At 39.2% G+C, this 19,140-nt stretch carries 14 protein-coding genes and 1 pseudogene; 6 read left to right on the top strand and 9 right to left on the bottom strand.

The window, feature by feature from the left end:
• Positions 1–18: 18 nt before the first annotated feature.
• Positions 19–843 (bottom strand): SirB1 family protein, encoded by an 825-nt coding sequence (locus H6G59_RS05820; protein ID WP_190712354.1) that lies wholly within the window; start codon positions 841–843, stop codon positions 19–21.
• A 581-nt stretch (positions 844–1,424) separates the two neighbouring features.
• On the opposite strand from H6G59_RS05820, the gene H6G59_RS05815 reads away from it, so the two are divergent.
• Entirely contained in the window at positions 1,425–2,249 is an 825-nt protein-coding gene (locus H6G59_RS05815) for a PEP-CTERM sorting domain-containing protein (RefSeq protein ID WP_190712352.1), read from the top strand.
• Between the two features lie 580 nt (positions 2,250–2,829).
• Here H6G59_RS05815 and H6G59_RS05810 read toward each other — a convergent pair.
• Positions 2,830–3,213 (bottom strand): toxin-antitoxin system TumE family protein, encoded by a 384-nt coding sequence (locus H6G59_RS05810; protein WP_190712350.1) that lies wholly within the window; start codon positions 3,211–3,213, stop codon positions 2,830–2,832.
• Positions 3,214–3,220: 7 nt separating this feature from the next.
• Positions 3,221–3,535: a hypothetical protein gene (locus H6G59_RS05805; RefSeq protein WP_190712348.1), complete on the bottom strand. Its 315-nt coding sequence runs from the start codon at positions 3,533–3,535 to the stop codon at positions 3,221–3,223.
• Positions 3,536–3,802: 267 nt separating this feature from the next.
• Between H6G59_RS05805 and atpD the strand changes: the two genes are divergently transcribed.
• Complete coding sequence (gene atpD, locus H6G59_RS05800; protein ID WP_190712346.1) at positions 3,803–5,251, top strand: F0F1 ATP synthase subunit beta; 1,449 nt, start codon at positions 3,803–3,805, stop codon at positions 5,249–5,251.
• 188 nt (positions 5,252–5,439) lie between these two features.
• Positions 5,440–5,853 (top strand): ATP synthase F1 subunit epsilon, encoded by a 414-nt coding sequence (gene atpC, locus H6G59_RS05795; protein WP_190712344.1) that lies wholly within the window; start codon positions 5,440–5,442, stop codon positions 5,851–5,853.
• Positions 5,854–6,089: 236 nt separating this feature from the next.
• On the opposite strand, the gene H6G59_RS05790 is transcribed toward atpC, so the two are convergent.
• The 3 genes from H6G59_RS05790 to H6G59_RS05780 form a co-directional block, all read right to left on the bottom strand.
• Positions 6,090–7,382, bottom strand: coding sequence for a hybrid sensor histidine kinase/response regulator (locus H6G59_RS05790; RefSeq protein ID WP_190712342.1), 1,293 nt, complete (start codon positions 7,380–7,382; stop codon positions 6,090–6,092).
• Positions 7,383–7,468: 86 nt separating this feature from the next.
• Complete coding sequence (locus tag H6G59_RS05785; RefSeq protein ID WP_190712340.1) at positions 7,469–7,945, bottom strand: response regulator; 477 nt, start codon at positions 7,943–7,945, stop codon at positions 7,469–7,471.
• Between the two features lie 9 nt (positions 7,946–7,954).
• A complete protein-coding gene (locus tag H6G59_RS05780) occupies positions 7,955–11,089 on the bottom strand; it encodes a GAF domain-containing protein (RefSeq protein ID WP_190712338.1) in 3,135 nt (1,044 codons plus the stop codon).
• Between the two features lie 270 nt (positions 11,090–11,359).
• Between H6G59_RS05780 and H6G59_RS05775 the strand changes: the two genes are divergently transcribed.
• Both H6G59_RS05775 and H6G59_RS27245 read left to right on the top strand, forming a co-directional pair.
• Positions 11,360–12,715 carry an AAA-like domain-containing protein gene (locus H6G59_RS05775; protein ID WP_190712336.1) on the top strand — a complete coding sequence of 452 codons (1,356 nt, stop codon included), beginning with the start codon at positions 11,360–11,362 and terminating at the stop codon, positions 12,713–12,715.
• Positions 12,716–12,977: 262 nt separating this feature from the next.
• The gene (locus H6G59_RS27245) at positions 12,978–16,757 is read left to right on the top strand and encodes a WD40 domain-containing protein (protein WP_190712334.1); all 3,780 of its coding nucleotides are present in this window, start codon (positions 12,978–12,980) and stop codon (positions 16,755–16,757) included.
• Positions 16,758–16,917: 160 nt separating this feature from the next.
• On the opposite strand, the gene H6G59_RS05765 is transcribed toward H6G59_RS27245, so the two are convergent.
• The 3 genes and pseudogenes from H6G59_RS05765 to H6G59_RS27805 form a co-directional block, all read right to left on the bottom strand.
• Positions 16,918–17,160: a DUF7219 family protein gene (locus H6G59_RS05765; protein WP_190712332.1), complete on the bottom strand. Its 243-nt coding sequence runs from the start codon at positions 17,158–17,160 to the stop codon at positions 16,918–16,920.
• Between the two features lie 100 nt (positions 17,161–17,260).
• Positions 17,261–17,656: pseudogene (locus tag H6G59_RS05760) on the bottom strand (iron uptake porin); the annotation flags it as partial.
• 129 nt (positions 17,657–17,785) lie between these two features.
• Entirely contained in the window at positions 17,786–17,833 is a 48-nt protein-coding gene (locus tag H6G59_RS27805; protein ID WP_422601992.1) for a hypothetical protein, read from the bottom strand.
• A 306-nt stretch (positions 17,834–18,139) separates the two neighbouring features.
• On the opposite strand from H6G59_RS27805, the gene modA reads away from it, so the two are divergent.
• Positions 18,140–18,934, top strand: a complete 795-nt coding sequence (modA, locus tag H6G59_RS05755; protein WP_190712799.1) for a molybdate ABC transporter substrate-binding protein — start codon at positions 18,140–18,142, stop codon at positions 18,932–18,934.
• Positions 18,935–19,140: the final 206 nt, after the last annotated feature.

The following is a 19,140-nucleotide window of genomic DNA, read 5'->3' as shown; positions in this document are numbered from 1 at the left end:
TCGTAATTTTGAACTTTTTCAACTATTTTTACCCAACTTTTTCAGTAATTGGCGAATTACATTTGCATCATCAGCTTTAGGAACCTTGGCTAAATAACTTTGTAAGTCTTCTATAGCTTGGGTAAATTGACCAAGTTGATAGTACAGCAAACCTCGATCTCTTAATTCTAAACTTACATCGGGAAACAACAATAAAATTCGTTCAACTGCGGCGAGGGTTCTTTCTAAATCTTGCTGTTTCAGGTAAATATATTTCAAATTTGTGAGTATTCTTGTTAATAGCTGACGGTTGCTCACTGCTGCTAAAAATTCAGGTTTTAGCGTCACCGATTGCTGATAAATTTGAGAAAGCCTGTTTTGACAATCTTGTGCAAACATGACCTCACCCTGATTAAACGCATCCACAAAAATCTCTATATCTGGGATATCTGGACGAATCAGGAAATGTCCTGGCATTCCCACCCCCACCATCGGAAAATTGATGCGTTTTGCTACTTCCAGGTAAACCAATGCTAAAGTGATGGGAATCCCTGTTTTGCGTTCGATTACATCATTGAAAAAGCTATTACGAGGATCGTAGTAATCTATTTTATTACCACTAAAACCCAAATCTTCGTATAAATACTCATTAATACTTTGAATCATCCGCAGCGGATAGCGGGAAGATGGTAAGCGTTCCTCTAACTCCATCGCCATCGTATCAAGGGCGTTGAGATATTCTTCAGTATCAATATCAGGATATTCTTCTTGGGCAATATACAAAGCTGCCTTTGCCAAGTTGATACACTCGTCAGGTTGTTGAATCTCCTGATAAAAATACTGTCGTGCTGACGAGAAATTCATAAGTAATAAAGATGAAGCGGCTGGGGGAAATGTAAACGGCTTTTTGAACTTACTCCTATTTTAGGGTATTTAGAGGATTTAGAAATGTATATTTCCTCGTTCCCAGTCTCCAGACTGAGAAAGCTGTTCTGGAGGTTCTACCTGCTCTACTTAGAGAAGCAGAACCTCTGGGTATGCGTTCTCAGCAGCAACGACAGAAGTTAATGATACTCCACTGCATACAAAACGGTATTTTTACAAGCTTCATCAAAAGTTTATATATAGCAGCAATTAAATCTCCTACTAAACTTCCTTGAAAGCCTAAATATTGTAAGTATTTTCAGTATTTTTACGCCATCCTCCCCCAAAAAAGTAGTTTTTTCTCTCAGTTATTTTTCTGTGAAGTTGCTAAAAACCGCTTGACAGGCGTTAAACGCTCGTATTTATCTTAGTAAATAGGAAAACCGTATGCCTCAACATTTTCTTACCTATTCAAAAACATAGGTTAAAGAGTTGCCCTATTTAATGATCTGACATAACAACATTGAATAGGTAATTATGTGAAGCGCTGCCTTTATTAATCGTTTTTGAGGATTGCATCAATGACTAGATTGAGTTCTGTAAAAATCAAACCAGTTTCAGCTTTAGGCATGGCATCAGCTTTGTCTCTATCTTTAGTGACTTTTCAGTCATCAGCAAACGCCACAAGTATTGTCAGAATTACTAAAGATGCCTTCACCGCAGATGCCGGACTAATAACCTTTAGCGAATTGCCAGTCAATACATTGAATCCAACTTACGCACCATCTTTATATGGTGGTGTTGCTGGTGCGCCCACTGTAAAATTTGGTGGTATATTCCTGGGACAAACTGTAGGTGTAGGTCCTTTTCCAGCAGGAGCCAATCCTAATGGATTTGTCAAGGGAACACCCACCGCTTCCTTAACTCTAAATCCCAATTCACCCCCGACAAGAATTGTCAATGATGGCGCTAACCCAACAAGTCCTGTTTTATCTGGTTCCCCCACATTTAACGGACCTATAAGTATTCTATTTGATACAGACATAGCTGGAGTAGGATTAGATGGCGGCTTTTTCAATGCCATTGGTGGAACTGCAATCACGGCATTTGATAGAACTGGTGCATTACTCGGATCAGTCACCAATACCGGACTAGGCATCGAATTTCTTGGCTTGGTAACTGACAATGGTCAGAATAAGATAGCCGGGCTACAGTTTAGTTTAGTCGGTGCAGAACCAGCTGGTTTTGCCATTGACAATTTGCGCTTTGCTCGTGCTGGTCAAGTAGTAGTTCCTAACCCTACCACTGTCCCTGAACCTGCTTCCCTCATGGGCATCTTAGGCTTAGGTGCTTTTGGCGTTACCACTCTTCGCAAACGCAAACAAGCAACCGCAGTTAAAGCATAAATAAATTAACTACTATAATTCAATCCTTACCATGTTGACTTCAGACATGGCATTTCTGCTTTTGATGCACAAGATCCCTTTATAACTTTGCAACTAAGTAGGGCTTGCTTAATAAATATGAAAAGTTTGCAGGTAAAGGGTTTGAGCCGTTTTCCGGTAAAAAAAAAGTGCAAGCTTTTACGAGATGGAAACTGAAAAACCTTGCATTTAATTCCTACTCAAAGGAAAAATCGTTCCCATCCAACTCTTGAAACTGTCACCTGTCACCTGTCACCTGTCACCTACCTCCACGAAAAGACTTTCTCAGCAAACCCTAAGTAGGTAAGCACAATAAAACCAAACTGTGTAAAGAAAAGTAAACAAGGCTAAAACCCTTTTTCCCCATATAAACCCCGTCTACGTTGAAACCTATAGTTTTTTCTATGGCGAAAACTTAAGTTTTCAAGATGGATGGGGTATAATTATACTTCAGCCGTGTCAAATCTAGACATGGCATCTTTGTTTTTGATACCAAATAAACCTCACTTATACAGAAAATCCTAGAGACGAATAATGCAATTTTTGGAAATTATCATCTTCTCTATTTAATTTCCTGACTAATTAAATCAATTATTTCTAAAATATTCCTACAAACACTTGCATAAACATTAGATTCTTCTTTAATATGGACATGATGAGGAAAATTCGGTAAATTAGGAAAATGATCTACATTATCCCATCTCTTTCTTAACTGGGTTTGAGTAGCATCCATCCATTGATAACGATAGGTTTCTGTAATGCATTTATCTCCCTGGACTTTAAAAAATTCCACCACTTCTAAAAAATCACCATTCGTTAAATTCAATCTTGCTCGAAAATAACCTTGATCAGATAATGCTCTTTCTTTAACAATAGCAATCTTATTAATTATAGAACTGGTAATTAATTTAGCTTTTATTTCTGTCAGATAATCTTGAACTATCATATTCAGTTTAAGAATGAAGTAAAGTTAACCGCGCCTGTAAATCAGACCACATTTGATAAAAAGCACTCCATTCAACAAAATCTACTTCATCTCCTAATTGACCTGTTTTAAATTGCCGATAAAAATCCTCAGATGATAATTGATACTGTTGCTCAAATACTTGCAAATCATTTTCTAATTCTTTGATTTGCTGCTGAACATTATTTATTTCTTGAGTAATGATTTTTCTTAGTGATAAAGCAAGGATTTCACTATATCCTCCTTGTTGAGAAAGCGCTTCTAGGGTTTTTAATTGATTGATTATTTCTGCTTGAGTTGTCATTACTTTTTAATTTTAGAGCAGTTTAACATCCATTATAGCGGTCATCGGTTGAGTAAGATACAAGAACCACACAGACACGTGTTTACGTTTATGATACCGAATATTACTAAGTATTTGAAGAATTTTCACAAAATCGGGGATCTGCTCTTAATAATGAATTTAAGGCGAAGGTGGGGGCGTTCAGTGCTAACCTGATAGATGACATTGCTTGATCTCAGGTCGTTTACGACCCACTCTCAAAAATAGCTTCAATCATTTAGGCGCAGCATGGTCACCACCGCAGAAAAAACAAACATCGGTTACATTACCCAAATCATCGGTCCAGTCGTAGACGTTAAATTTCCCGGCGGGAAGTTACCTCAAATCTACAACGCTTTGACCATCAAAGGCACCAACGAAGCCGGACAAAACCTTAGCCTCACCGTTGAAGTACAGCAATTGCTAGGCGACAACCAAGTACGGGCTGTTGCGATGAGTACTACAGACGGCTTAGTACGTGGTTTGGAAGTTGTTGATACTGGCGCTCCCATTAGCGTACCCGTGGGTAAAGCCACTTTGGGACGGATTTTCAACGTTTTGGGTGAACCTGTAGACAACCAGGGTCCCGTAAATGCTGAAGCAACTCTACCTATCCACCGTCCTGCTCCCCAATTCACAGACTTGGAAACCAATCCTTCTGTGTTTGAAACAGGGATTAAAGTTGTGGACTTGCTGACTCCCTATAGACGCGGTGGTAAAATCGGTCTGTTCGGCGGTGCAGGTGTTGGTAAAACCGTGATCATGATGGAATTGATCAACAACATCGCTACCCAACACGGTGGTGTGTCTGTATTCGCGGGTGTGGGTGAGCGCACACGTGAAGGGAATGACCTCTACAACGAAATGATGGAATCTGGGGTTATCAATAAAGATAATCTCAACGACTCCAAGATTGCTCTAGTTTATGGTCAAATGAATGAACCACCCGGAGCAAGAATGCGGGTTGGTTTGTCTGGTTTGACAATGGCTGAGTATTTCCGTGATGTGAACAAGCAAGACGTATTGCTGTTTGTTGACAATATCTTCCGGTTTGTACAAGCTGGTTCTGAAGTATCTGCACTGTTGGGTCGGATGCCTTCTGCGGTAGGATATCAGCCTACTCTGGGTACAGACGTGGGTGCATTGCAAGAACGGATTACTTCTACAACCGAAGGTTCTATTACTTCTATTCAAGCTGTATATGTACCTGCGGATGACTTGACTGACCCCGCACCTGCAACTACATTTGCTCACTTGGACGGGACAACAGTATTGTCTCGTGGTTTGGCTGCTAAGGGTATTTATCCAGCGGTAGATCCTCTGGGTTCTACTTCTACCATGCTTCAGCCCAACATCGTTGGTGACGACCACTACAACACTGCACGGGCTGTACAATCCACTCTGCAACGTTACAAAGAACTACAAGATATCATCGCCATTCTTGGTTTAGATGAATTGTCTGAAGAAGACCGTCTGGTTGTGGCACGGGCGCGGAAAGTTGAGCGTTTCTTATCTCAGCCATTCTTCGTAGCAGAAGTATTTACCGGTTCTCCTGGTAAGTATGTGAAGTTGGAAGACACGATTAAAGGGTTCAAGCAAATTCTGTCTGGTGAATTGGATGCTTTACCAGAGCAAGCTTTCTACTTGGTAGGCGATATCAACGAAGCGATCGCTAAAGCTGAAAAGCTCAAGGGCTAATAGGTAATGGGTAATGGGTAATGGGTGATGGGTAAGAAATTTGTCCCAATTACCAATTACCCTTCGGGTGATGCCTCCGGCACACCTTCGGTGAACGCCACTTGCTTTATGCCGGGAAACCCGTCCACCGCAGTGGCTCACCAATTACCAATTACCAATCACCGATTACTAAGTAGAAATTAAAGAATATGACTCTAACTGTTCGTGTAATTGCCCCAGATAAAACCGTTTGGGATGCCCAAGCTGAAGAAGTAGTTTTGCCTAGCACTACTGGTCAATTAGGTATTTTGAGTGGACACGCGCCGCTGTTATCTGCCTTAGATATAGGTGTAATGCGGGTTCGCGCTAACAAAAATCAAGATTGGCAAGCGATCGCACTTTTGGGCGGTTTTGCTGAAGTTGATGAAGACGAAGTGACTATCTTGGTCAACGGTGCTGAACGTGGCGACAAAATTAACCTGGAAGAAGCCCGTACCGCTTACAGCCAAGCCCAAACTCTTCTGAATCAAGTACCCGCAGGCGACCGTCAAGAACAAATCCAAGCAACTAAAGCCTTTAAACGCGCTCGCGCTCGTTTTCAAGCCGCTGGCGGTTTGGTATAAAACAAATCTCACACTTTCAAATTGTGAGTCTGGGCTTTTGCCTAGCTTGTAGGGGTAAGGAGCATTGCTCTTTACCCCCTACTTTATTTAAAGAATATTTCTGGCTTTTATAGCAGGAGTCAGGAGACGCTTCGCAGACCTATGGCTTACGCCACGCTGCGCTATCGGTTCAGGAGTAAAACCCTATTATCAATTGATGTCCTAACTACCCTGTCAACGGCTATATAAAGTCTAAATTAACCGAAAAATCCTGTAATCGGAATTTCAATGATAAATTCTGAGCCTCCTTCCGGGACAGCTTTGTAAATCAAACGACCTTTGTGAATTTCAGTGATAATTTGGTGGCTAGTAAATAAGCCTAAACCAACACCTTTAGCAACTAATTTTGTAGAAAAAAACGGCTCAAATAGACGATCCTTATTTTCTTCGGCAATTCCGATACCATTGTCTTTAATACTGATGATTGCTTTATTTTCCTGGGTAGTATGTGTATGAATGGAAATTATGGGTTTGAATGAACTATCAATCACTGAATTTACTTTTAAATGCAGTGCATCTATAGCATTTTGCAAAATATTCATTAACACTTGATTAAATAAATTTGTATAGCCCATAAATTCTGGTAAATCTTCATAGTTCTTGAAAATTTCCACGCTAACTAAACCATCTTTTAATGCCAGTTGATAGCGTAGATTCATGAGAACGCTATCGATACTTTGGTGAACATCGAAAGGTTTGATACCTGACTTATCAAGACGAGCAAAAATATGTAGAGCATGAACAACTGCGCGAATTCTTTCTGCCCCAGTGCGAATAGAATGAATTACTCTGGTAAAATCTGGAGTCAAAAATTCCAGTTCAATTTCTTTGATAAAATTTTTAATTTCGGGATTCGGATCTGGAAATGCTTTTTGATAAAGCTGAATCAGACCAATTAGCTTTTCGCTATATTCAGATGCAGGATTAAGATTGCAAAGAATAAAACTGAGAGGGTTGTTAATTTCATGAGAAATGCCGGCTGCAATTCGACTTGCATTCAGTAGCTTTTCTTTGTGAATAAGTTCAGCTTGAGCATTTTGTAATACTAGTAGAGTATTTTCTAATTGATCATTACGAGCTTCTAGCTCTTTTTGTAAGTGTTTAAGCTTTAACTGAGTTTGAACTCTTACCAACACTTCCTCTAAGTGAAATGGTTTAGTAATATAGTCAATACCTCCAACTTCAAATGCTCTAACCTTATCAGTAATATCATTACCAGCGCTTAAAAAAATAACAGGAATTGATTGACTGTTTGGGTCATTTTTTAAAGCTTTGCATACTTCATAACCGCCCATTCCTGGCATATTAATGTCTAAAAGTATCAAATCTGGCGCAAGTGCCTGAACAGCCATTAATGCTGCTTGTCCATTGATTGCTTTGCGAACTTGATAATTTTGTTTTGATAAAAAATCAGATAAAAATCGAATATTTTCAAGCTTATCATCAACAATTAAAATATCCGCTAGAAATACATTTTTTTGTCCGGGCATATTCATTAATTATTTTAAAAAGATAGGTAATTGTTTTTTTAAATAAATGAGGGAAATAAATCATCTAAATAAAGAAAAAACTTTTGTTATTCAATCTTTTTTTGTAGTTCTTTTATCCATTCCTTGAGATAAGAAATTGTTTCTTGAGCCGTGATAATACTCAATTGATGTTTAACACGCGCCAAAACCTCCTCTATATAAAATGGCTTAGTAATGTAGTCTGCACCACCAACTTCAAAAGCTCTTCCCTTATCAGTCACATCTTCTGATGCACTTAAGAAAATAATGGGAATATTGGCAGTTTTAGGGTTTGATTTCAGATATTCACAAACTTCATAGCCATTCATTTCTGGCATTCTAATATCTAATAAAATCAAACTGGGTAGAGATGCTTCAATTGCTGTCAGAGCCATTGAGCCACTGATTGCTTTGCGGGTTTGGTAGCCATTCTGCTCTAAAATAGTAGAGAGGAGACGAATATTTTCAAAAAAATCATCAACAATCAAAATATTTATCGGGGTAGTTGGTAATATAAATGTGTCTGGGTTATTTTGATTATTCATAAATTTACCTTACATATTTTCTTGTGTTGGTTGAGTCAATATCATCAGTTGCTTAAATTGATAAGTTGAAATCAATTTAGTTAAAGCTGCGATGAGTAAAGTGTGTTCAGGTGGAATTTGAGTAATCAGCTTAAGACTATCAGCATCATTACCTTGGGCAGATGCGAAGTGTAATTGCTTAATCCATTCGATGGGCATAATATCTAAGGCAGTTCTATCAAGAATAAAATCTGTCTTGTTTACTAAGTTGGAAGTAATTTTATTGCCTGTATTAGATGTATACAAGTATTGTATTTGTAGATGTTGGGAAAGAGTTTCCAGGATTTCTTCCAACTGGAATGGTTTGCTGACAAAATCATCACAGCCAGCGGACAAACTTTCCTCTCGCTGTTCTGTAAAGGCACTGGCAGTGAGAGCAATAATTTTTGTAGGAGTTTGCATTTGGTTTAACTCTTGCTCCCTAATCCGAATTTGTCGAGTAGCTTCATAGCCATCGATAATAGGCATCTGCATATCCATAAAAATCAGGTGAGGTTGCCATTGCTGCCAGAGTGCGATCGCAATTTGCCCATTTTCAGCTTCTTGTACTTCAAAGCCTAACCTTATCAAAATTTTGCCCAGTAGCAATCTGTTAGTAGAATTATCTTCGGCAATCAGAATTCGATAGTTATGTCCAGGTTCAATACTAACTGCATGATCAAGGAGGAAAGATTTGGAACTAGGCATTGGTTGAGCCAAACCAGCCTGAATGTGAAACGTGAAACAACTACCTTGACCTAACTCGCTACAAACATTAATTTCACCACCCATCAATTGTACAAACTTCTGACTAATCCGCAACCCTAAACCTGTTCCTTCTTTAGATTTATGTCCGGCTCGTGTTTGCTGAAATGCCTGAAATAAATCACCAATTTCTTCTGGAGAAATACCGGGGCCTGTATCTTCAACTGCAAAAAAGAGCGAGTGCTGAGTAGTCAGTAATTCAGTGTCACCCGCTGATAACTGCTGATTTCTAATTCGCAGAGTTACGCTTCCTTGCTCTGTAAACTTGATAGCATTGCTTAACAGATTTATGAGTACCTGACGGAGTTTATTTTCATCAGATTTGATGTAATGCGGTACAGTAGGATCACAGTCAAAACTCAGTTGCAAATCTTTGGATTCGGCTTTTAGTTGCAGCATAGCTTCCAAACTAGCCAGCAGTTGGTACAGATCAAACTCTGTTTCATAAAGTGTGGTTCGTCCTGCTTCAATTTTTGACATTTCCAGGACATCATTAATCAGTCCCAGCAGATGTTCACCACTTTGGTTAATGATTTCGATATACCGTTGATGGTCAAAAGTTAAGGATTGGTCTTGTTGCATTAACTGAGTAAAGCCGAGAATGGCGTTAAGTGGAGTCCGCAGTTCATGGCTCATATTAGCGAGAAACTCACTTTTAGCCCGGTTAGCAGCATCGGCGGCTTCTTTGGCTCGTTTTAGTTCTTCTGCTTGTTGTTGAGTTTGGGCAAATAGTTCGGCTTGTTGTACAGCCACTCCCAATTGATTGCCAATTTGGGTAATAATTCCGATTTCTGATTCTTGCCACTGCCGGGGGTTGCCATTTTGATAAACTGCTAACAAACCCCAGAGTTTTTTACCGCAAAAAATCGGTGTGATGATGTAAGCTCGTGCTTGCAATTCTTCGAGAAGATTGAGATAGCAACGATTGAATCCGGCTGTGTAAATATCACTAACACAGCAATAACTATTTTTTTGGCGATAAATACCGCCTTCATTTTCTTGTAAATAAGTATCCCGATTCAAAACCTCTGAAGTGCTGAGTTGAGTTGTGATGCAATCATTCCCTTCAACAGCAACTTGGGTGAGTTTGGGATCATTTGCCCGTGCGGGAAGCAATATATTCCAAGACTCCGCGACAGATTCAGAAACAAATTCCCCACTCCAGTCTAGGTTAAAGCGGTAAATCAGAACGCGATCGCACTTAACAGTTTGCCGTAATTCTGTAGTGGTGACATTAAAAATCGATTCTAGGTTGAGGGTTTGACGCATTCGCAGAATTACACCGTTAATGGCCTTTTCTCTTTCTGCCATTTCTCTCATGGCAGTTTCTGCTGTGGTTCTTTCCCTAACTTCGACTTCTAAGGCTTTATTGGCAGCCACAAGTTCAGCAGTGCGTTCTTGCACCCGGAATTCTAGTTCTTGATAAGCTTGGTGTTTTTCTTCTTCTGCCCATTTGCGTTGTAGTTCAGCAGAAGCCCGTGCTGCAAAAACCTTGAGAAGGTCTTTGTTGCGATCGTTTACTTGAAACGGTTTAACATCAACGATACACAGGTTGCCAATGACATTTTGATTAATATCGACTAAGGGAACGCCTAGGTAGCTGTCGGCATTTAGCCTTTCAATCAGTGCATTACCGGGAAATATCTGCTGCAAGCCACTAGGATAGGCACACAGCATATTTTTTTGAACTACCTTTTTACAAGGAGTGTTAATCAGTTCATATTCAAAATTTTCTGCTAGATGATCTACTGTCCACACGTTAATACTCCGCAGCTTTTGTAAGGAGTTGTCAACGGTTTCAAACACTATGGCATAGGCAACATCCAGGGCTGTGGCTAAGTTTTCGACTAAAGCGGGAAAAAATTTATCTCCAGTTACAGAAGCAGTACCGGATACAATCATTTGCAGAGTTTCTTCCGTGCGTTGCCGTTCTGCTACTTGCTTTTGTAACTCTTTATTGATGGCTTCTAGCTGTTCTGGTGTTCGCAATGCCAAAAATTGGGGCAGAAGTTCCACCAGTTGTAACGCTGTATAACAGGAAACCAAGGCAGTGAAGGCGCGTTCAATGGCAGAAATCCAATAGTAGGGATACCACAGTGTCAAAATATCCAGGAGATGCCCCGTCCCACAGAGGATAATGAATGCCCCAAATAAGACAAAGACTTTGGAAAAAGGCATATCACTCCGTTTGCGGACAAAGTAGATTAGCATTGCCGGAATCGAGAAATAAGCGATCGCAATTAGCGCGTCACTAACTACATATAAACCCACCAGTGGAGTTTGCCAGAGATAGCAATGCCCGTGGGGCATATAAGAACGGGAAAATAAAATATTTGCCAAGAATTCCAATATTGCTGACATAATTTAACCTTGCTGTCCTAAATCTATTAAGTGATGACAACTAACAGAATTTAGGGAGAATAGGGTATGCAATTTTTTTTAGTAGCAAGAATGTTTAATTTTTACTGATGTAAATTGTTACCTTATCAGAATCAAATTTAAAAAACCAGTACCGATGGAACTTTAAGCTGGTAATTTAACAATCGGAACAGGAATTTTATTTTTCAGAAAACAAAGATTGATAAAATAACTTCTTAAATTAGTCTAATAACAGCTAGCTGTTTATTGCGTGTGACTTCCCATGACCATATCTCCGAACAAGCTCAAAAACGCAGAAGAGGCGTTATACTCAGTTCTCAAGGTTGGCAACGGTTGCAAGCGGCTGAGTACTTGTCCGCAGCACGGGAAAATTCCGGTCATCCTTATACTTTAGAACAATTGAGCGATCGCACTGGCATCAGCACCAAAACTTTAATTAAAGTTCGTCGGCGACAAAATCCTATCGACAGTCCTACCCTAGTTTCCTATTTTAAAGCTTTTGAACTGTCTTTGCGAGAGGATGACTATATCAAACAAGAGCCAGATTATGATACTGCAAAAGCAGTTCTCACTAGTTTGTTGCAAGCACCATTAAAAGGACAACTGTCCCTAGATTCACCCTTTTATATCTATCGTCCCCCAGCAGAAAAACTCTTTATTCGAGAAATCTTTCAACCTGGAGCTTTAATTCGCATTCGCGCACCTCGACAATTTGGAAAAACATCTCTAATTGCCCAAGGATTATCTCAAGCCAAAGAACATGAGTGTCGCACAGCCGTTGTTAGTTTACAACTGGCAGATAGCCAAGTTTTAGGCAATTTAAGTCATTTTCTCCAATGGCTTTGTCTAATGGTAAGCCGTAGTTTAGGCATACCCAACCGTTTAGAAGAATTATGGAATCCATTATTTGGCAGCAATTATAGCTGCACCGACTATTTTGAAACCCATTTATTACCTGCTGCGTCAAGTCCACTACTTTTAGTGTTAGATGAAGTTAACGTTTTGTTTAACTACCCCGATATAGCTGCTGACTTTTTTGGAATGCTACGAGCTTGGTATGAACAAGCTAGACATAGTACAGGTAGTAGCGAATTATGGCAGAGATTACGGTTGGTAATTGTGTATTCAACCGAGGTCTTCTTACCATTAAATTTACATCAATCACCCTTTAATGTGGGATTACTAATTGAATTACCAGCATTTACCCGACAGCAAGTGCAGGAATTAGCTATTCGTTATGCTGCTCCCACTCCAGAAATCTCTGGGATAGAATTAAATAAACTGCTTGGGGGAAATCCATACCTAACGCAGTTAGCCCTATTTCACCTAAGTGAAAAAAACCGAAATATAGAGCAATTGCTAACAGATCTCACCACCCCTGATACTATTTTCAATAGTCACTTACGGCAACAATTAGGTTATTTAGAACAACATCCACATCTTAAAGAAGCAATGCGGCAAGTAATTGCATCTCCTAATGGGATTGAACTACATCCAAACCTATCATTTCCACTACAAGGTGTGGGCTTAATTCGGTTTTACAATCAATTAGCAGTTCCCAGTTGTGAATTATATAAAACCTACTTTACTCAGGTTTTGAATTCTTGATTATGTTAATATAGGGAACAGGGAAGAAAAGTAATTATTTTAAATTTTGAATGAGAGAAATAATCATTCGGCTCTCTTCCCGGAGTAAAGAAATGATCAATTATAGGAGTTAAGCATTGACAATCAAGGTTAAATATGTATAGTGTAAAACCATATCTTTCGTAGGGGTTTAGCAATGCTAAACCCCTACAACTAATTCATAAGTATTAGGATTTTGGTGAATTGGTATGAGGTTATTATTTTTTAATTTTTAATTGTTTTCATGCTTACCTATTCTAGTCCCAATCAATCTTATCAAGTTGGTGGTAGTTTGCCAGTAAATGCTTCTACTTACGTTCGTAGAGAAGCAGATAAAATGTTGTTTGAGGGATTGTTATCAGGTGAGTTTTGTTATGTGTTTAATGCCAGACAAATGGGTAAATCTAGCTTACGAGTTCAAACAACCCACCGTCTGCAAGCAGAGGGAATTCAATGTGGTGTAATTGATATTACGGCAATTGGGACAAAAGAAGTAACACCAGAACAATGGTATGCTTCCATGATTGGGCTTTTAGTGAAAACATTTAAGTTAAATATCAGTTTACTGAATTGGTGGAAAGAGCGATCGCATCTTTCCTATGTTAACAGATTAAGTGATTTTATTGATACTGTTCTTTTAGCGCAAGTTTCCGCACCTATCGTTATTTTTATTGATGAAATTGATAGTGTTTTAAGTCTGAAATTTTCCACTGATGATTTTTTTGCTTTAATTCGGGCTTGTTATAATCGTCGTGCTGAACAACCAGAATATCAACGTCTGACATTTGCTTTGTTTGGTGTCGCAACTCCCGCAGATTTGATTTCTGATACTACCCGCACTCCTTTCAATGTGGGCAAAGCCATCGAATTACAAGGCTTTCAACTTACCGAAGCCACTCCGCTATTAACAGGATTGACAGGAGTTGTTCCAGATTCCCAGTCTACATTAGAAAGAATTCTGTACTGGACAGGAGGACAACCATTTTTGACACAAAAGTTATGCAAGATTATCAGTAGTCAGTTGTCAATGGTTAGTGGTAAAACGGGTGTTGATCACTTGGTGGAAATTAACGTTCTCCACAATTGGGAAAGCCAAGATGAACCAGAACATTTAAAAACTATACGCGATCGCTTGCTTTATAGTGAACAACGCATTGGCAGATTGCTGGGAATATATCAACAAATTTTGTTGCCGAGTCCTTTGGATACCGAATCTGAAAATCTGGAAAACCTCTCTCCAAACCTCTCTCCTAGCAGGAGAGAGGCTTTGAATTTTCCCCCTTCCAGCAACAAAAGTTTTTCCGCTTCCCTCTCAAGAGGGGGGAAGAAGGTTGGGGGGTTAGGTAAAAACTATGGTATTACCAGCGATGATAGTCCAGAACAAACAGAATTGATTCTTACAGGATTGGTAGAAAAAAAAGCAGGACTTCTGCAAGTTAAAAATCCGATTTATCAGCAAATTTTTAACTTAGATTGGGTAAGTAAACAATTAGCAAATTTACGTCCTTACTCCCAAGCTATCAACGCCTGGATAGCATCAGGATATATAGACGAATCCTGGTTGCTACGGGGACAGGCATTACAGGAAGTGCTGAGGTGGACACAGGGAAAAAGTTTAAGTGATTTGGACTATCGTTTTCTAGCCGTTAGTCAAGAATTGGAAAGACAAGAAGTTGAGAAAAAACTAGAAGCTGAAAGATTGCAAGAAGTAGAAGCGAGACTAGAAATAGAGCGCAAACGTTCTATAGAACAACTGCGGAACTTGAGACGACAACGGGTGATGCTGGGAATAGTCAGCGTGATGATGTTAGTAGCGATAGCCCTGGGATTAGTAGCTTATAACCAATATCAACAAACAGCAATCAGTGAAGTGAGAGCGATCGCCCTTTCCTCAGAAGCTTTATATGCCTCTAATAAAGCCTTTGATGCCCTCCTGCAAGCAATTAAAGGCAAAGAGCGTCTCCAACATCTCAACAGCGCAGATGCCAATCTTCAAGCACAAGTTAATTCTGCCTTGCAAAAAGTAGTCTTGACTATTCAAGAATATAACCATTTTACAGGACACAAAGCCGCAGTTTTAGCAGTCCATATTAGTCCCGACGGCCAACAAATAGCAACAGCAGGTGTAGATAAAACCATCAAACTCTGGAAACCAGATGGTACTCTCATTAAAACTCTCTCAGGACATCAATCAATAGTCAGAGTCGTTAAATTCAGTCCAGATGGAAAAATGATTGCCTCTGCTGGAGATGACACCACCATCAAACTCTGGAAACGAGACGGTACATTACTCAAAACCATCCCCACCAACAGCGCCGGTATTTGGACTATGGATTTTAGTCCCGATAGTTCCACCATCATCTCTGGAGGAGTTAACACCTTGCAAATATGGAGTCGAGAAGGTAAATTACTACACAAAATTCCGTCAGAAACCACAGGTATTCGAGATATTACCTTCAGTCCAGATGGTCAAACTATAGCTGCTGCCTGTGCCGATAATCGCATTAAACTCTGGAACCGCGACGGCACATTAAAAATGATATTAGAAGGACATAATGCCCCAGTCCAGTCACTAGCCTTTAGTCCAGATGGTAAATTGCTGATTTCTGGTAGTGCCGATGCCAATATCAACATCTGGAACCGAGAAGGTAAAATATTGCAGACTATACCCAGTGGCCATGATGCTGGCATCTACCAATTAGCCGTTAGTCCTGATGGTAAAACCTTTGCTTCAGGCAGTTGGGATAAAACGATCAAGCTATGGAATCGGGATGGTAGCTTAATTACCACCTTGAGAGGGCATAATGCCACAATTTGGGATATGGCTTTTAGTCCAGATGGCAGTTATATTGCCTCAGCCGGAGCAGAAAATATCATTCGCCTCTGGAAAACTCAAAATATCTATCAGAAAACCTTGTACGCTTTTATAGGCACGGTTCGTACAGTTGCATTTAATCCCCAAGGTACAATGCTGGCTGTGACAGGAACAGAAAAAACTATCAAATTCTTTAATACCGACGGCATAAGATTACGTACCATCAAAACCTTGACTACTGATGTGTCTGATTTGGATTGGCATCCTACTGGTAAATTGCTGGTATCTGCTGGAGAAGATAAAGTTATTAGACTCTGGCAACCAGACGGTACTTTAGTTAAGAGTCTAGAAGGACATCAAGCGACTGTGTTATCGGTTTCCTGGAATCCGAAAAATAATACTTTGGCTTCTAGTGGCATAGATGGTAATATCTTCCTCTGGCAAGCTGACGGTAAACTTCTTAAAACATGGAAAGCCCACGATGTCGCTATTTGGAGTATTCAATTTAGCCCTGATGGCAAAACTCTAGCATCAGCCAGCAATGATGGTACAGTCCGCTTGTGGAACACAGAAGGTAAACTTTTACACACCCTCAAAGGACATGATTCCGCAGTTTGGAGAGTAGCTTTTAGTCCTGACGGTCAACGTATTGCTTCTGGTAGTGGAGATACCACAATCAAGCTTTGGACAAGGGATGGCAAGTTATTGAAAACATTAACAGGCCACACCGCTGCTGTTTGGGGTATTGCCTTTAGTCCTAACGGTAAACTGATTGCCACAAGTAGCATTGATGAAACTGTAAAAATATGGAATCAAGATGGCACTTTAATTACTACTCTTAACGGACATAATTCCGGTGTGCGTACTGTTGCTTTTCATCCCCGTCTTCCTATGATTGCCTCTGGTAGTGATGACCAGACAGTGGTTTTGTGGAATTTAGAGCAAATCCTCAATCTCGATTTCGTGAAATCCGGTTGTGATTGGGTTCGGGATTATTTACAGACTAATGCTACGGTGATGAAGGAAGATTCTCAGCTTTGCAGAGATATTTTATCAGGACTTACGCAAAACAGCACAAAAGTAGCGGTAATTCATGAATTACCGCTACGCAAGAATAAGGTTTTTAGTCAAATATTGCGTAAGTTCTATTTAGGGTTTTTCTTTTCGCACGCAGAGTCGCAAAGAGAAATCAAGCATCTGAATATGTGAATGTTGATTTCTCAAAGCCTTGAAGGCAACTGCTTTCATCCTCAGAAATCAAATTAGGTAAATCTTTAATAGCAATTAATTTAGTAATTTGTCGCAAGGACTACAGATTTCCAGTGGTTAGTAACATTGAGTATTTTTCCCCTAGAAAAGAGGGGACTAGCTAAACTTCCAGCTGCTTTTTAGCGGTTTTTAATTGCTTCCACAGCATTTTAATCTGAGTGTAAGCATCCTCTGGTGAAAGCTTACCAGCCGTTTGCAAGTTACAAATATAGTTTACCCTTTGAGAAAATTCCTGTAAATTAGAGTTAAAAACCAAATACTCAGGCTTAAATTCACCGTAATATCTATGTCGAGGATAGAGAAAATCAGTTAAATTAGCTAAAAAATCAGAATCTTTTGTCATTGCTGTTTATATCCGTTAGTAAAAAAGCTCTTTTTCCAAAATCATTACTTGTTACCTTTGGCGGTTGACCAAAGATAATACCTGCCAAGTTCCCTTTTTTATCTTCTTTATTAACCACATCAGTCGTACTTGTGGCAATCAATTCTTGAACTCGGTTTAAGCAAGCATTTAGACCCGCAGCAAATTCATAACGAGTCATGGCTCGATTGCCCCGGAAAGCGCCGTTGGGGTATCCAGCAATACAACCATAGCGTTCAACTAGAGATTGCAAAGCCTGAAAAGCCCAATCTGTTGGTTGCACATCTGAAAGTTGGGAAACAGATATTACCTGCTCTATTTCCGAATTAGTATCTTGGTTATTTACAGAACTTATAGCTTCTTTTTTCTGTTTTACATCCTCAGTAACTGGCGTAATTGCAACAGCCTTAGTTGTAATCGTACTAACTGCAATCAGTAACGGAGTAATCCACAGTGAATTCCGTAAAAGGGTAGACATTTACCTCACACCTCAAATCTCTAATACCAACTTTATAGGTAGATATAAATACCAACTTAATCGGTATTTTGTAGCAAGGACTACAAATTTTATGTGGTTGGTAAAATTAGGTATACTTAACGGAGGTAACTAAACTTCCATCTGCTTTTTAGCTGCTTTTAATTGCTTCCAAAGCATTTTAATTTGAGTGAAAGCTTACCAGCATGCAGGTTACAAATATAGCTGATCCATATAGCTAGTAAAAAAAGCTCTTTTTCCGAAAAAAATTTTAGAGCAGCATAATCACCAACTTGGTTGGTAAATATGCTCTACTCGATTTAAAAAAAGTAATTTACGATACAAAATCTAAGATTGATCATCTTCATCTGTTTCTTTTCCGAGAAAATATTTACCAATATAGCTGGTAAATATTATGATAATCTTGGTAAAAGTATACCGAGTGTCAATTCCATGAATAAAAATTACTCTCAGCCCTCTTTTCCAATCAAAAGAAGAAAGATACTAACCTTAATTGCTACGGCATTTGCTACTCTGCTACTTGCAATTGGCTTACCAACCTTGACACCTTCTGCTGTAGTCGCACAATCAAATACCAACTTATTGATTTCTGCTGCTGCTAGTTTAAAAGAGGTACTGGAAGAAATTAAGCCTCTTTATCAACAAACTCAACCAAACGTTAATATTAGTTATAACTTTGGATCTTCTGGTGCATTGCAACAGCAAATTGAACAAGGTGCGCCAGTGGATATCTTTATCTCTGCGGCCAAAAAGCAAATGGACGCTTTAGAACAAAAAAGATATTTGCTTGCTGGTACTCGTAAGATCATTGCTAAAAACCGCCTAGTTTTGGTAGTACCTAAAAATGTTGTTGGTGTTTCTAGTTTTTACAACCTTAAAGATGAAAAAATCAAAAAAATTGCTATTGGTGAACCTCGAAGCGTACCCGCAGGACAATATGCACAACAAGTATTAGAAAAGTTAAATATTTGGAAAACAGTAAAACCAAAAATAGTTTACGCTAATAATGTGCGTCAAGTTCTAGCATCTGTAGAAAGTGGTAATGCTGATGCGGGTTTAGTTTATAAAACTGATGCCAAAATCTCTAATCAAGTAAAAGTCGTAGTTGCGGCAGATGAAAAATACCACTCGCCAATTATTTATCCTTTAGCAGTACTCAAACGCAGTAAAAATGTTGATGCTGTTAAGGCATTTGCTCAATTTTTGTCTGGTAATGAAGCAAGAGTTGTATTTCAAAAATACGGTTTTATTCTACCTTAAGAAGATTTTCTAAATGCCTAGATTGGGAATAGGTTAAATAATTATCTGACCTATTCCCCAATACCCAAGATAATTATGATTCTGGTTCTACTGTTTCATGGTTAGTAAGCTGTTGTGCAGCTAAATCGAATAAACAGCATTACCTTTATTTTTGACTTTGCGTTCCCATTTAATAATAAGACCTCCTTCGTTTAGTAATTTAATTA

It is taken from the genome of Anabaena lutea FACHB-196 (assembly GCF_014698305.1).
Taxonomy (GTDB): domain Bacteria; phylum Cyanobacteriota; class Cyanobacteriia; order Cyanobacteriales; family Nostocaceae; genus Anabaena; species Anabaena lutea.
The sequence above is the reverse complement of the archived record's forward strand: the minus strand, read 5'-3'. Positions and strand labels throughout refer to the sequence as shown.

Coding starts and splice junctions, on each gene's coding strand:
- H6G59_RS05785 (WP_190712340.1), bottom strand. CDS start 7,945: ATGAATAATCAAAATAACCCAGACACATTTATATTACCAACTACCCCG.
- H6G59_RS05780 (WP_190712338.1), bottom strand. CDS start 11,089: ATGTCAGCAATATTGGAATTCTTGGCAAATATTTTATTTTCCCGTTCT.
- H6G59_RS27245 (WP_190712334.1), top strand. CDS start 12,978: ATGCTTACCTATTCTAGTCCCAATCAATCTTATCAAGTTGGTGGTAGT.
- H6G59_RS05805 (WP_190712348.1), bottom strand. CDS start 3,535: ATGACAACTCAAGCAGAAATAATCAATCAATTAAAAACCCTAGAAGCG.
- H6G59_RS05810 (WP_190712350.1), bottom strand. CDS start 3,213: ATGATAGTTCAAGATTATCTGACAGAAATAAAAGCTAAATTAATTACC.
- H6G59_RS05815 (WP_190712352.1), top strand. CDS start 1,425: ATGACTAGATTGAGTTCTGTAAAAATCAAACCAGTTTCAGCTTTAGGC.
- H6G59_RS05790 (WP_190712342.1), bottom strand. CDS start 7,382: ATGCCCGGACAAAAAAATGTATTTCTAGCGGATATTTTAATTGTTGAT.
- atpC (WP_190712344.1), top strand. CDS start 5,440: ATGACTCTAACTGTTCGTGTAATTGCCCCAGATAAAACCGTTTGGGAT.
- H6G59_RS05820 (WP_190712354.1), bottom strand. CDS start 843: ATGAATTTCTCGTCAGCACGACAGTATTTTTATCAGGAGATTCAACAA.
- H6G59_RS05765 (WP_190712332.1), bottom strand. CDS start 17,160: ATGACAAAAGATTCTGATTTTTTAGCTAATTTAACTGATTTTCTCTAT.
- atpD (WP_190712346.1), top strand. CDS start 3,803: ATGGTCACCACCGCAGAAAAAACAAACATCGGTTACATTACCCAAATC.